Origin of the sequence: Bifidobacterium sp. M0399 (genome assembly GCF_016100595.1) — a bacterium.
Lineage (GTDB): Bacteria > Actinomycetota > Actinomycetes > Actinomycetales > Bifidobacteriaceae > Bombiscardovia > Bombiscardovia polysaccharolytica.
The window spans coordinates 85,867-100,969 of record NZ_JACFSD010000001.1 but is presented as its reverse complement, the minus strand read 5'-3'; the positions used below and the strand labels follow the sequence as shown (position 1 = coordinate 100,969).

Here is a 15,103-nt window from a genome sequence, read left to right as displayed (position 1 = left end):
TAATTACTGCAGATAAATCAACATTGTTGGATCATACTGCGCGAGAGAATGCACAGATCCTCATTAAAGGATGAAATCCCTACTCGGTTTCATATTCCTAATCACCACCAAGAGCCGATGTTGCAAACACAATGATGCGGGATTAATTGTTAACGATGTTATTATAGTTTACATTGTTAATCAGCAACAATCATCAGGAGGTATACCTTGCATCCTGCAAGAACCAATTCAGGGGAATACGCCCTGTCCTGTCAACAGGTGCGCAAATCATTCGGGAGCAGGCAGGTGCTCAAGGGTGTGGATCTTCAGGTCAGACGCGGAAGCATCCTGGGTCTGCTGGGTCGGAACGGAGCAGGCAAATCAACCCTGATCTCGGCCTTGACCGGGCTGGGTAAGCCGGACTCGGGCCACATCACAGTCGAGGGACACAACCCTTATCGAACCTCTTCACGCATTTTCGGCCGGGTCATCGGACTCGCGCCCCAGGACCTGGGCATCTATCCCCATCTCAGTGTCCGAGACAACCTACGTGGCATGGCCGGCCTGCAAGGGCTGAACACCAAGCAGGGCAGCAGAAGGGCCGACGAGCTGATAGAGCTCATGGGGCTGGGTTCCCAGTCAGGAACAGCAGCCGAGAATCTATCGGGAGGGCAGAAACGTCGCCTTCACACCGCCATGGCCATGGTCCACAATCCCCCGGTGCTCTTCCTGGACGAGCCGACGGTTGGGGCGGATGTGGAAGCCCGCGCCAGAATACTGGACATGGTCAAGGCCATGAGCCGACAGGGCACCACCATCATCTACACCACCCACTACCTCAAAGAATTGGAAGAGATGGGCGCGGACCTGGCCTTCCTGATCGACGGGCGGATCCAGGTCCGGGGCCCCCTGCAGGAGGTACTCCATAAATATGCCCGGGCATCCCTGCGTATCTCATTCGTCGGCCCTGCCCCAGGCCAGGTCCCGGGATGGCGGACGGCAGACGGCTTCCTGGAGCCCGATCACCCGGTGTCCAGTCCAGAGCAGGAGCTGGCCCGCCTCTTGCAGGAGCCGGTCATGAAAAATGCCCGTCTGGCATCAATCACCATCGTCCAGCCTGACATCGAGTCGGCCTACATGACCGTCATGGGTACATCCTCAAGCGACCCGGCCGGGTCACGGGCATGGGAAGACAGGTGAGCGCCATGCATTTCAACGGATATCTGGCAGCGTTCCGCCTGAATTTCAAAATCGAGCTTCGAAGCATCTGGCTGCAAGCGGTCATCGTGGCCATTCCCCTGATCATCATCCCTTTCATGCTGCCCTCCTACCGGGACTCACTGCGAGCCCAGGGGCATCTGGGTGCGAACGGATCCGAGCAGGCGCTTCCGGGGTTCGCCATCCTTTTCTCCATGTTCTCCCTGCAGCTGGTCCTCCAACTTTTCTTCCAGGAGCACGAATGGCACACCTGGGACAGAATGCGGGTGTCGGCGGTCTCCCTCTTCGACCTGGTCATGGCCAAACTGAGCGTGTCCTTCATGGTGCAGGTGGTCCAGGTCTCTCTAGTCATGCTGATCGGGACGGCGCTCTACCACTATCGGCCCAATGGATCAGTCCTGGCCCTGGCCGCGGTCTGCCTGGTCATTTCGATTGTGCTGACCCTCTTCGGCCTGCTGCTCTACATCTTCTCGTCCTCCCAGAACATGGCCATGTCCTTCAACAACATTCTTGGCATGCTCCTGGCTGGCATGGGCGGAGCCCTCAGCCCTGTCTCCGGATTCCCCGACTGGGCACAGAAGCTGGCCAAGGGCAGTCCCGTCTACTGGGCCATGGATGCCGTGGGAAAAATCAATTTCGACCATGCCGGAATGGCGGATGTATGGCCTGACCTGCGTATCCTGCTGGCCTTCCTGCTCGCCCTGGCTCTCCTGGCAACGGTACTATTCAAGAGAGGAGTACAGCGGAAGGAGTGAGTAAGCATGGCTGACCCACCCAAGGCACCAGTCAAGACGACGCTCAACCGAGACTACATTTTGCGCTCTGCCCTATATTTCGTCGATGAGCACGGACTGGACGCCTTGAATATCCGCGCCCTGGGCAAGCAGATGGGGGTGTCCGGGCCAGCCATCTACCGCCATGTGCCCAGCAAGGCCGCCCTGCTTGATGGGATCGTCGAGCTCATCTGGCAGTCAGCCACCGACCTCGACTCCATACCCCAGGGCATGGGATGGCGGCAAGCGCTGGAAGAGGTCATGCTCCAGGTTCACCGGACGCTGCTTTCGCATCCCCGGGCCCTCCCTCTCATGGCCACGCATCCCATCAACACCGACCAGTCCTTCCACATGGTCAGCACCTGGTTGAACCAGCTGACCGCCCATGGGCTCAAGGTCGATTCAGACACCATCCACCTACTCAATAGCCTGGCCGGACTGACCTTGGGCAGCGCCATCGCCCAGGCCTCTCCCCCGGTCGGCGGTGCGGGTGGCCAGACCAATACGGAACTGGCAAAAAAGCTGGCCGAGGATGCCCAAGGATTCGATGATCTAAAGACGCTGTTTGATTCTACGGACGACGGAATCTATGCCCTTATGGAGACCAGCTACCGCAAGGGCCTGCACGCCCTGATCGCCGGTTGGCCTGCCTGATCCGGAACTGCCGACCAATTCAGCGGGCCACTGCATCAGAAGTCCTGTTTGGCGATGTTCCCTCGACATTCCACCTGAGAGGATTTTATCCTCAGGTAGTATAGTTGGAGGATGCAGGGCTTTCTGTTCACACCCTCATAAAAAGGGATAGGGACGCGCAAAACGTCTAGGAAGCCTCCGAGGGTGTCTTACCGGCAGCGGTCGGCAGCGTCAGCCTTTGGGGAAGGGGATCATGCTTAATATGCGTCAGCATCAGCACATGTCGATCAGACCAGCTGCAGCCGTCAGTTTTCTGCTATCTGTCATCCTGCCTCTAGGCCTCCTTGCCTGCACCAGCGCCGATGCCAGCACTACGGCCAGTGAGCCTGCTATGGCCGGCACCAACGCGCCGACCATAGCAGAAGGCACCGGGGGGGGGGGGTCGTCAGACCCCTCGCGTAGCTAAGCAAAATTCCGGCACTATCTCCAGCAAGGCAACGCCAGCCGCCATATCAAAAACAGCCCAGTCACCACTGGCCACTCCATCACCCTTACATCCAACAAACCCGACGCCGTCCGCACAACCCACGCCCAACGACGACAGCCGCTCCCTGCTGACACGATCCTCAACCACACACACCGTCACCTTCTCCGACGAGGACCAGCACACCAGCTCAACCCAGAACGTCAACGACGGAAGCCGGGCCGCAAGACCGGCCGACCCGACCAGGGACGGCTACCTGTTCGACGGCTGGTTCACCGGCGACATCGCCTACGACTTCAGCCAGCCCGTCAACAAAGACATCACCCTGCAAGCCCACTGGACCAGCAAAAAAGGTTCATGGAATCTCATCCCCTGGCATGGGCCATCCAAAGGCGGCAATGAATTGAAACTCAGGCCGCCCACACCGCGTGGCCTCAAATTCACCCAAATCAGCACAGGCGACCGACACACCCTGGCCATCGGCTCAGACGGCAACACTTACGGATGGGGAAGCAACGACTACGGGCAGCTGGGCGACGGCACACTTCAGGACCATTACACGCCCCAACTGATTGCCTTCCCACAGTCGGTCCACATCATCCAGGTCAGTGCGGGCATGCGCAACTCCCTGGCCTTGGATGACCAAGGCCACATCTGGGCTTGGGGCCGCAACGACTCCGGCCAGCTTGGCCTGGGAGACAGGACCAGAAGGACAACCCCGACAATGCTCGACGCCAGCGGAGGCATACACTACGAGCAGGTATGCACCAGGGAGCAGCATTCCATGGCCTTGGACAGTGATGGCAACGCCTGGGCTTGGGGCGCGGGCCTCTATGGACGATTGGGAATCGGCAATACAACGAATTCCTATTCGCCTGTCAAAGTACTGAAGCCGGATAATGTACCGTCCTCATTCAAATTCACCCAGATCAGCGTGACCTACTACCGTTCGCTCGCCCTTGGCAATGACGGGAACGCCTATGCCTGGGGCGATGCCCGTTGGGGACAGATAGGCAACGGCAGTTCCGACGGCAGCTACAACAAGCCGGTCAAGGTCTCCAAACCAGCCAACGTGGATGCTTCGACCTTCTCCTATACGCAGATCAGCGCCGGCTACGTGCACTCCCTTGCGCTGGGCAACAACGGCGAAGTATATGCCTGGGGAGTCAACGACAATGCCTCACTCGGCAACCCCAGTCACCCGGTCAACAACAACTCTGAAGCAGATGGCCCCCACGAGTACGTCGCCATACCCAGCAAGGTCGTCCATCCTGCCGGAGCCCCAAGCACCTTCCGCTTCACCCAGGTCAATGCGGGATACAAGTACTCCCTGGCCATCGGCAATGATGGCGAGGTCTACGGATGGGGATCCGATGCCGACAGGCAGCTGGGCGTCGACGAAAGCAAGAAACCCTCCGGAGGCTACAATTGGGACACTCCTTTCCGTGCCATGCATCCTGCAAATGTGAGCGAGCCTTTCAAATACCAAGCCATCAGCAGCTTCGGGAACACCACCCTGGTAATAGGATCCGACGGATATGCATACGGTTGGGGAAGGAACGACTTCGGAAACCTGGGCAACACCAACAACCGCACGCCATCAACGCAGGTAATGCAGGCCAGCCGGGTCATCTTCCCTGAGTCTGCGAACCTCATTAGAGCCCTGTTCGATGGCGCATCTGTCAGCTATTCAGCAATGCAAACAGACCAGCAGGGCAATTACTGGTCGCTCAAGCCTCCTGCACATGTCACGGGATGGGTAAAGGTGGTCATCTCCTGGAGCATGAACGGACCGCAAACGGATGCCACATTGTCCTACAAATACGACGGTGCGGATCATGCGGTCAACTTCGCCAAGGGATGTACCGACTGCACGGTTTCCGGCATGCCCGCTCAACAATCGATTACAGATGGAAATCAGGCTTCACGTCCCTATCCTGATCCGTCCAGGGACGGCTTCCTATTCGACGGCTGGTTCCTCAAGGACGCCGAGGGTGATTCCAATGTGGCTTATGACTTCAGCCAGCCGGTCACCGGAGACATCACCCTGGTCGCGCATTGGAGCCCCGCGGACACCGGCGGCTGGTCGATCAGCCCAGACAAGGGCAACGCGATGGGCGGCCAGCAGACCACCATCACCCCGCCCAAGCTGAGCCGCGGCATCCGCTTCAGCCAGATAAGCGCCGGCACTGTAATAAGCGGCTTCTCAGTTGGTGTGGCCAGCGACGGGAACGTCTACGCCTGGGGCGCCAACGACTACGGCCAGCTGGGCCAGGATCCGGACAAGATGGCCATGCAGAAGACGCCAACCAGGGTCCCTCTGCCGGATGGCGTGGCCTCCGGCTTCACCTATACGCAGGTCGCGGCAGGCGATGCCCACGTGGTGGCCATCGGCTCCGACCAGATCGTCTACGCCTGGGGCGCCAACGACCAGGGCCAGCTCGGCAACGGCAGCCAGGACAGAAATACCCATCCCAGTCCGATGCCAGTCAAGGGCGCGGACGGCCAGCCCTTCAAGGCCGTCCAGGTCAGCGCCGGCGCCGGCGACTCGGCCGCCATCAGCCCGGATGGGCGCGTCTACACCTGGGGCAGCGAAATATACGCTAACTACTCCAGCAGTCCCCGGCTGACACCGACCCTGGCTAAGGACCCCAACGGCTCCGGCCAAGGGCTGCATGCGGTCCAGGTCAGCGTCAACTGGAGCTTCATCATGGCCTTGGACGCGGACGGCAACGTATACACTTGGGGGTTCAACAATTACGGGCAGCTCGGCAACGGCACAGCCACGGGAGACGACAGCGATACATATGCCGCCGACCCGGCACGCGTGCCCGACCCCGAGGACACGAGCAAGGCCTTCAAAGCCACGCAGATCAGCGCAGGAGGCTCCCACGCCCTGGCCATCGGCCAGGACGGCACCCTCTGGGCATGGGGATACGACGCCGACGCCCAGCTAGGGGACGGCGGGAAGAATAAGAATCGGTCAACTCCCATGCAAGTACAGAACCCCAAGGACTCCAGTCAGGGATTCAAAGTTGCATGGATCAGCGCGGGCGTAAACCAGACCATAATCGGCGACGAGAACGGCACAGCCTGGGCATGGGGAATCAACAACTGGGGCCAGCTCGGCATCAACAGCACCAATGACACGCAGGATACGCCCGCGCAGATGTCACCCCCTGCTGGTCAAGACAACCCTGCCAGGGGATTTACACCCGCAAAAGTCAGCGCCGGAGCCCTCCATGGCCTGGCCATCGGCCAGGACGGCAACACGTACAGCTGGGGAAGCAATTGGTACGGCGAACTCGGCAACAACAGCATCCCCACAGGACAATACGTAGATGCTGCTAAAAGCCTCGTGCCGGTACCAGTAATGCTCGGACAACTGCTGATCACCGGTGTCAAGTTCGACCAGGCGTCGGTCGGCTCCCTGCAGCAGAATGCCGATGGTTCCGTCACCCTGGCCACCCCTGTCCACAGTCCGGGGCAGGCCGATGTGATCGTGGACTGGACGTTGGGCGGGGTCAGCCAGGCCCAGGCGCATCTGACCTACACCTACGAAGGCACCCTGCCCCTGACGGGAGGCAATGGCAGCATGATCCTCCTGCTCGCCGCCGGGCTGCTCGCCGCAGCCGGCGCAGCCGCAGCTGGACGCCACAGGCGGGAAACCCGCGCCCTGCACGCCTAGAATCTTCACCCGAGTAAGCGGCTGGACTAAACCCCAAGTTAGTCCAGCCGAAGGGTGGCCCCGCCAATCCCCCAACACAACGGAGCCACCCACCTTTTTGCTTCCACCCTCTATATCGCCAGTAGGGCGTGAAGCAGTCTTCATATAGTGTTCAGACAAGCAGCCCGGCAGTCTGGCTGACGGGCACTTGGAGCATGCAGACGGACCGTGATAGCCTATTGAGTATACGTGGGGATTGTGTCTGCCATCTATCGGGGAGCCGGACCAGGGGAGTTCCAAGTACGCGGCAACAGTTCCTGGGAAGGGGATCATGCCGGTCATGCGTCAGCATGCGAACACGCACAGCCAACGGGCCATCGTCGTCAGCATGCTGCTCGCCTGCAGCCTAATCGCCGGAGGATTCGCCGCGGCTGACACTGCCTCCGGCGGATCCAGTGTGCCCGAGCCGACCAAGCTGGAGCAGACGGCTGCAGGCCAACAGGCCGACCCATCAGCCAATGCACCAACCCTGCCAGCCACCCCGGCCAGCCCCAAGTCTCCGCTGCCCTCGCCCTCGCCCCTGAACACTGCATCCCCCCTCACCACCGCCCAGGCCGCATCCGACCATAAGCCCGGCGGCACCGGCATCAAAAGCAAGACGGCCGACAGCCAGCCCCAGACGCGGACAGCCTACACCGTCACCTTCAACGACCCCGACGGCAGAACCAATACACCCGCCCAGAGCGTCCCCAGCGGCGGACAGGTCTCCAGGCCCGACAAGGACCCGAGCAGGGACGGCTACCTGTTCGACGGATGGTTCACCGGCAACACCGCCTACGACTTCACCCGCCCCGTCACCGGCAACATCACCCTGACCGCCAAATGGACCAAAGGCGCCAGCTCCTGGAGCCTCTCGCCCGCTTCCGGCCCACCAGCCGGAGGCACCAGGATCACCCTCACCCCGCCCACCACACCCGACATACGCTTTAGCCACGTCGGCACAGGAACATACGCTTCCCAGGCCATAGGCTCCGACGGCAACATTTACAAGTGGGGAGATGCCTCCGATAAAAGGCCAGTGATCGTCACCCCGCCAACAGGCGTCCACTTGACCCAGACCAGCGCAGGAATGAACTTTACTCTGGCCCTGGGAACGGACGGCAACCTCTACAGCTGGGGATTCAACAACCAAGGCCAGCTTGGCAATGGTACCACTACCAATAGCGGGCTGGGCAAAGTGATCATGCCGGCAGACGGCACGAAATTCACCAAAATTAGTGCCGGATTTAACTATTCCTTGGCCATAGGATCGGACGGCAACTTATACGGCTGGGGAGACAACAGCTACGGGCAGCTCGGCATCGGCAATCCTAGTGTGAGCCCTAATCAACAGCCGATTAAGGTGATCCTGCCAACAGGGATCCCAAAATTCACCCAGATCAGTGCAGGAGACAGTCATTCCCTGGCCCTGGGAACGGACGGCAACCTTTACAGCTGGGGATACAACGACCACGCACAGCTCGGCATCGGCGCTAGCGATTCTGATGCTCATGCCGCTCCGAGCAAGGTGAACCTGCCAACAGGGGTCCCAAAATTTACCCAGATCAGCGCAGGATACAAGCATTCCCTGGCCCTGGGAACGGACGGCAACCTCTACAGCTGGGGAACCAACGAGAAAGGCCAGCTGGGACGCAGCATCAATGAGGCGGAGGACGGCACGCCACGCAAAGTGAACCTGCCAACAGGTGTCAGCCGATTCACCCAGGTCATCGCAGGCGGCGAGCATTCCCTGGCCCTGGGATCGGACGGCAACCTCTACAGCTGGGGCGACAACACCAGTGGCCAGCTGGGACGCAACCCCAGCGCAACGAAAGACGGCACGCCACGCAAAGTGGCCATGCCGGCAGGCATCACAATCACCCAAGCCAGCGCGCCCGGCACTTTGGGTGGGGACTTCTCCCTGGCCCTGGGCTCGGACGGCAACATCTATAGCTGGGGATGGAACGGCAACCAGCAGCTGGGACGCGACGCTAGCGGCTACTTCGACGGCCAACCTAGGATAGTCGACTTCCCTGAGAAACCAAAGCCGACCGGCGTCAGCTTCGGCGATAGGCGGGGTACGAGCCTAGCCGACAACAAGGACGGCACCTGGAGCGTCGTCACACCCCCGCATGCAGGAGGCAAGACGGACGTGACCGTCTTCTGGAGCAGGAACGGCTGGAGGCCCGACGCGCACCTAGACTACACGTACATCATCACCTACACGGTCGCCTTCGACAGCGCCGACGGCAATCCGGTCCCGGACCAGCAGCGAATCACAGGAGGCCAGCAGGCCACACGCCCAATCACAGACCCGGCCAGGGACGGCTTCCTGTTCGACGGCTGGTTCCTCAAGGACGCCAATGGCGGTTCCAAAGTGGCTTATGATTTCAGCCAGCCGGTCACCGGCAACATCACCCTGGTCGCGCATTGGAGCCCTGCGGACACCGGCGGCTGGTCGATCAGCCCGAGCAAGGGCAACGCGATGGGCGGCCAGCAGGCAACCATCACCCCGCCCAAACTCAGCCGCGGCATCCGCTTCAGCCAGATAAGCGCCGGCTCTCTGAGCGGCTTCTCCGTTGGAGTGGCCAGCGACGGGAACGCCTACGCCTGGGGATACAACCAACACGGGCAGCTGGGCCAGGGCAGCGCCAGCAGCACTCCGCAGAAAACACCGGTCAGGGTTCCCCTGCCCGATGGCGTGGATTCCAGTTTCACCTACAAACAGGCTGTGGCGGGTGGCTACCACGTGCTGGCCATCGGCAGCGACGGCATCGTCTACAGCTGGGGGGCCAACGACCACGGCCAGCTGGGCGACAACACCACCACCGAGCGTTCCAAGCCGCTGCCTGTCAAGGGCGCGGACGGCCAGCCCTTCAAAGCCTTCCAGGTGAGCGCCGGCGCCTACGACTCGGCAGCCATCAGCCCGGATGGGCGCGTCTACACCTGGGGCAGCGAAAACAACAACTTCACCGATTACAGCACATCCAAATTGGCGCCGGCCCTGGCCAAGGATCCCAACGGCTCCGGTCAGGGGCTGCACGCGGACCAGGTAAGCCTCGGTTGGAGCTTCGTCATGGCCATGGACGCGGACGGCAACGTATACACGTGGGGGTACGACAACTATGGGCAGCTCGGCAACGGCACAGCCACGGGAGAGCACAGCACCATATACGCCGCCGACCCGGCACGCGTGCCCGACCCCGAGGACACAAGCAAAACCTTCAAAGCCACGCAGATCAGCGCTGGAGCCAACCACGCCATGGCCATCAGCCAGGACGGTATCCTCTGGACGTGGGGGTACAACTACCGCGGGCAGCTGGGCGACGGCACGACAACCAACCGGCCCTCGCCCACGCAGATAGGAAAACCAACAAAAGCCAGAGTCACGCAGATCAGCGCCGGCGCGTACCATTCCCTGGCCGTCGACCAAAGCGGCACAGCCTGGGCCTGGGGATGGAACATTAACAGCCAGCTCGGTACCAACAACAGCGACTTCAATCAGCCCGCGCCCACGCTCGTGTCGCCGCCTGCAGGCCAGATCAGCGCCGGCACCGGGCTCGCAACAGCCCGCATCACCGCAGGATGGAACCACTCCATGGCCGTCGGCCAGGATGGCAATGCCTACGCCTGGGGCGACAACGCATCCGGCCAGCTCGGCACCGGAAGCGACACGACTCCAATCAGCACCCCGACCCAGGTGGCCCTCAACTCGTTGCTGATTACTGGTGTCAGTTTCGACAAGACGGCTGTGGAACACCTGCAGCAGAACCCTGACGGATCCGTCTCTTTTGCTACGCCTGTGCATAATCCGGGACAGGCCGACGTGATTGTGGACTGGAGCCTGGGTGGCGCCGGCCAGACCCCGGCGCACCTGGCCTACACCTACGAAGGCACCCTGCCCCTGACGGGAGGCAACGGCACCATGATCCTCCTGCTCGCCGCCGGGCTGCTGGCCGCAGCCGGCGCCATCGCGGCCGGACGCCACCGGCGGGAAACCCGCATCCAGCACGCCTAGAATCCTCACCCGAGTAAGCAGCCGGGCCACACCCCAAGACGACCCGGCCAACCAGGGTGGCCCCGCCAACCCCCTAACACAACGGAGCCACCCACCTTTTTGCTTCCGCCCTCTATATCGCCAATAAGACGTGAAACAGCCTTCATGTCTTGTGCAGGCTGGCTGACAGGTACTTGGAGTATGCGGACGGACCGTGGTAGCATTTTCTACGTAGTTGGGATTGTGCCTGGCATCTATCGGGGAGCCGGACCGGGGGTGTTCCGGATACGCGGCAGCAGTTCCTGGGGAGGGGATTATGCCGATCATGCGTCAGCATGCGAACATGCACAGCCGCCGGGCCATCCTCGTCAGCATGCTGCTCGCCATTATCCTGCCCGCCAGCCTGATCATGGGCGGCCTGGCCATGGCCGACGCAGCCTCCGGCGAATCCAGTGTGCCCGAGCCGACCAGGCTGGAGCAGACGGCTGCAGGCCAACAGGCCGACCCATCAGCCAGTGCACCAATCCTGCCTGCCACCCCGGCCAGCCCCCAGTCGCCGCTGCCCTCACCCTCGCCCCTGAACACCGCATCCCCCCTCCCCAGCGCCCAGCCCACGACCAAGAAGCCCGGCGACACCAGCATCCAAAGCAAGGCCGCCAACAGCCAGCCCCAGACACGCGCAGCCTATACCGTCACCTTCAACGACCCCGACGGCAAAACCAACACACCCGCCCAGAGCGTCCCCGGCGGCGGACAGGTCTCCAGGCCCAAGGACCCGAGCAGGGACGGCTACCTGTTCGACGGATGGTTCACCGGCAACACCGCCTACGACTTCAGCCAGCCCGTCACCGGCAGCATCACCCTGACCGCCAAATGGACCAGGAGTTGGAGCCTGTCCCCCGCCTCCGGGCCAGCAGACGGAGGCACCAGGATCACTCTCACCACGCCCACCCAACCCGGTATACGCTTCAGCCACATCAGCACAGGGATCATGAATTCCCTGACCGTGGGCTCCGACGGCAACCTCTACAGCTGGGGAACATACGGCGGCATAAATCAATCCAACAGACCGGTCATCGTCAAGCCGCCTGAAGAAGGCGACCGCTTCACCCAGGCCGGCTCCGGCAATGGGTTCTCCGTGGCCCTGGGCTCGGACGGCAACCTCTACAGCATGGGAGGAAACGACCGCGGCCAGCTGGGCAACGGCACCACCACCACCTCTTATAACAAACTGGGGAAAGCACCCCTGCCGACAGGGGTCAGGCAATTCACCCAGATCAGTGTAGGATTCGGCCATTCCCTGGCACTGGACTCGGACGGCAACCTCTACAGCTGGGGGCGGAACGATTGCGGCCAGCTGGGCTATGGCACTACAGATGATAATTCTCATGCCACGCCGAGCAAAGTGGCCATGCCGGCAGGGGTCACGGAATTCACACGGATCAGCGCAGGCACTGATTATTCCCTGGCCCTGGGAACGGACGGCAACCTCTACAGCTGGGGAGAAACCGTCTACAATGCACTCGGACGCACCCCCACCAGCACCACGCCAGCCAACCAGCCAGGCAAAGTAACCATGCCGGCAGGCGTCAAGCAGTTCATCCAGATCAGCGCAGGATACACCCACTCCCTAGCCCTGGGATCGGACGGCAACCTCTACAGCTGGGGAAACAACACCAGCAGCCAGCTGGGACGCAACCCCACTAGCACCATGCCAGCCAACCAGCCAGGCAAAGTGACCATGCCAACAGGCGTCAAGCAATTCACCCAGATCAGCGCAGGAAACGGTTATTCCCTGGCCATGGGATCGGACGGCAACCTCTACAGCTGGGGAGACAACACCAACGGCCAGCTGGGACGCAACCCCGGCGCAGCGAAAGACGGCACGCCGGGCAAAGTGGCCATGCCGGCAGGCATCACAATCACCCAAGCCAGCGCGCCAAACATGATTAATGGGTACTTTTCCCTGGCCCTGGGATCGGACGGCAACCTCTACAGCTGGGGAGACAACACCAGCGGCCAGCTGGGACGCGACATCAGCGGTGACTTCGACACCAATCCCGGCATGGTTGCCTTCCCCGAGTCTCCCACGCCGACCGGCGTCAGCTTCGGCGGGACAGCGGGCACGAGCCTGACGGGCAACAAGGATGGCACCTGGAGCGTCTCCACGCCCCCGCATGCAGGAGGCAAGACCGACGTAACAATCAACTGGAATATGAACGGCCAGCAGCCCGACGCGCACCTTACCTACACTTATATCAACCCCTACACGGTCACCTTCGACAGCGCCGGCGGCCAGCAGACCCCAGGCCAGCAGCGGATCACCGAAGGCCGGCAGGCCACGCGCCCGACCACGGACCCGGCCAAGGACGGCTTCCTGTTCGACGGCTGGTTCATCAAAGATGCCGAGGGCGATTCCAAGGTGGCGTATGATTTCAGCCAGCCGGTCACCGCTGACATCACCCTGGTCGCGCATTGGAGCCCCGCGAACACCGGCGGCTGGTCGATCAACCCAGGCAAGGGCAACGCGATGGGCGGCCAGCAGGCGACCATCACCCCGCCCAAACTCAGCCGCGGCATCCGTTTCAGCCAGGTCAGCGCCGGCGGCTATGAAATCGGAAGGGCCAGTGGCTTTTCGGTGGGCGTGGCCAGCGACGGGAACGCCTACGCCTGGGGCAGCAACCAGTACGGCCAGCTGGGCCAGGGCAGTACCAGCAGCACTCCGCAGAAGACACCGGTCAGGGTCCCTCTGCCGGCTGGCGTGGATTCCAGTTTCACCTACACACAGGCCGTGGCGGGCGGCTACCACGTGCTGGCCGTCGGCAGCGACGGCATCGTCTACAGCTGGGGCGCCAACAACCGCGGCCAGCTGGGTGACAACACCACCAGCGACCGTTCCAAGCCGCAGCCCGTCAAGGGTGCGGACGGCCAGCCCTTCAAGGCCGTCCAGATCAGCGCCGGCGCCTACGACTCGGCGGCCATCGACCTGCAGGGGCGCGTCTACACCTGGGGCAGTGAATGTAACAGCGGCGGCTCATACAGCCTGTCTAGATCAACCCCAACCCTGGTTCAGAATCCGAGTGGTTCGAACGAGGGGCTGCAAGCAGTTCAGGTCGCCGTCAAATGGAGCTTCATCATGGTCCTGGACAAGAAGGGCACCATTTATGCATGGGGGTACAACGACTACGGTCAGCTCGGCAACGGCACTAGTGACTCCTCCTATACGAACCAACCCACGCCAGTACAATACCAAGGCAAAACAGGTCAGCCGTTCCAAGCCAAACAAATCAGCGCAGGAAGCTGGAGCGCTCTGGCCATTGATACGACCGATACAGTCTGGGCATGGGGATGGAATGATCGTGGTCAGCTCGGCAACGGCTCCACTGCCGATCGTCAGTACAGCCCCGTTCGGGTACAAGATCCCACAGGCACCAATCAAGGATTCCAAGCCAGCCAAATCTGTACTGGAACGAATCACACCCTGGCCATTGACAAGGAAGGCACAGCCTGGGCCTGGGGGGACAGTGGCAACGGTCGGCTCGGCAACGGAACCGTCAAAAACGCTCGGACACCAACACAGATTAATGGCTTTCTGCAACAGAACAATGCCGACGCGGGATTCAAAGCTGCACGCATTAGTGCCGGAAGCCAGCATTCCCTTGCGATCGGCCAGGACGGCAACGCCTATAGCTGGGGCGACAACCAGTACGGCCAGCTCGGCACCGGAAATGACACGGCACAGAACAGCAACCCGACCCCAGTGCCATTCAATTCGCTACTGATCACCGGCGTCAGCTTCGACAAGACGGCCATGAATCACCTGCTGCAGAATGCCGATGGGTCCGTCTCTTTTGCTACGCCTGTCCATAATCCTGGGCTGGCTGATGTGATCGTGGACTGGACGCTGGGCGGCGTCAGCCAGACCCAGGAGCACCTGGCCTACACCTACGAGGGCGTCCTGCCCTTGACGGGAGGCAACGGCAGCATGATCATCCTGCTCGCCGCCGGGCTGCTCGCCGCAGCCGGCGCCGCCGCAGCCGGACGCCACCGGCGCGAAACCCGCATCCTGCAGGCCTAGAATCTTCGACCGAGTAAGCAGCCAGGCCGCATCCCAAGACGGCCCGGCCAACCAGGGTGGCCCCGCAGTCCTCAACACAACGGAGCCACCCACCTCTTTGCATCCACCCTTTATACCCCTCTCTGGAATGAGTCAATAAGGTGTGAAGCGGTCTTCATATAGTGTTCAGCAAGCAGCCCGGCAGGCTGGCTGACGGGCGCTTGGAGCATACGAACGAACCGTGGTAGCATTTGTA

The 15,103-nt window shown here is 61.6% G+C and carries 7 protein-coding genes and 1 pseudogene; all 8 read left to right on the top strand.

The annotated features are described in order from the left end of the window. Positions 1-207 precede the first annotated feature (207 nt). The 8 genes and pseudogenes from H3V09_RS00260 (at position 208) to H3V09_RS00225 (ending at position 14,868) form a co-directional block, all read left to right on the top strand. Positions 208-1,179 (top strand): ABC transporter ATP-binding protein, encoded by a 972-nt coding sequence (locus tag H3V09_RS00260; RefSeq protein WP_183122250.1) that lies wholly within the window; start codon positions 208-210, stop codon positions 1,177-1,179. Positions 1,180-1,184: 5 nt separating this feature from the next. After that, entirely contained in the window at positions 1,185-1,952 is a 768-nt protein-coding gene (locus H3V09_RS00255; protein ID WP_183122251.1) for an ABC transporter permease, read from the top strand. A gap of 6 nt (positions 1,953-1,958) precedes the next feature. After that, entirely contained in the window at positions 1,959-2,624 is a 666-nt protein-coding gene (locus H3V09_RS00250; protein WP_121913278.1) for a TetR/AcrR family transcriptional regulator, read from the top strand. Positions 2,625-2,865: 241 nt separating this feature from the next. Continuing rightward, positions 2,866-3,069 (top strand): hypothetical protein, encoded by a 204-nt coding sequence (locus tag H3V09_RS00245; protein WP_147438285.1) that lies wholly within the window; start codon positions 2,866-2,868, stop codon positions 3,067-3,069. Positions 3,070-3,085: 16 nt separating this feature from the next. Then, positions 3,086-3,424 (top strand): annotated as a pseudogene (locus H3V09_RS09125) (InlB B-repeat-containing protein); the annotation flags it as partial. 66 nt (positions 3,425-3,490) lie between these two features. Further along, a complete protein-coding gene (locus H3V09_RS00235; protein ID WP_198190557.1) occupies positions 3,491-6,775 on the top strand; it encodes an RCC1 domain-containing protein in 3,285 nt (1,094 codons plus the stop codon). A gap of 319 nt (positions 6,776-7,094) precedes the next feature. Further along, complete coding sequence (locus H3V09_RS00230; RefSeq protein ID WP_198190556.1) at positions 7,095-10,811, top strand: RCC1 domain-containing protein; 3,717 nt, start codon at positions 7,095-7,097, stop codon at positions 10,809-10,811. Positions 10,812-11,115: 304 nt separating this feature from the next. Further along, positions 11,116-14,868 (top strand): RCC1 domain-containing protein, encoded by a 3,753-nt coding sequence (locus tag H3V09_RS00225; protein WP_198190555.1) that lies wholly within the window; start codon positions 11,116-11,118, stop codon positions 14,866-14,868. Positions 14,869-15,103 lie beyond the last annotated feature (235 nt).

Coding starts and splice junctions, on each gene's coding strand:
- H3V09_RS00255 (WP_183122251.1), top strand. CDS start 1,185: ATGCATTTCAACGGATATCTGGCAGCGTTCCGCCTGAATTTCAAAATC.
- H3V09_RS00250 (WP_121913278.1), top strand. CDS start 1,959: ATGGCTGACCCACCCAAGGCACCAGTCAAGACGACGCTCAACCGAGAC.
- H3V09_RS00245 (WP_147438285.1), top strand. CDS start 2,866: ATGCGTCAGCATCAGCACATGTCGATCAGACCAGCTGCAGCCGTCAGT.
- H3V09_RS00230 (WP_198190556.1), top strand. CDS start 7,095: ATGCGTCAGCATGCGAACACGCACAGCCAACGGGCCATCGTCGTCAGC.
- H3V09_RS00225 (WP_198190555.1), top strand. CDS start 11,116: ATGCGTCAGCATGCGAACATGCACAGCCGCCGGGCCATCCTCGTCAGC.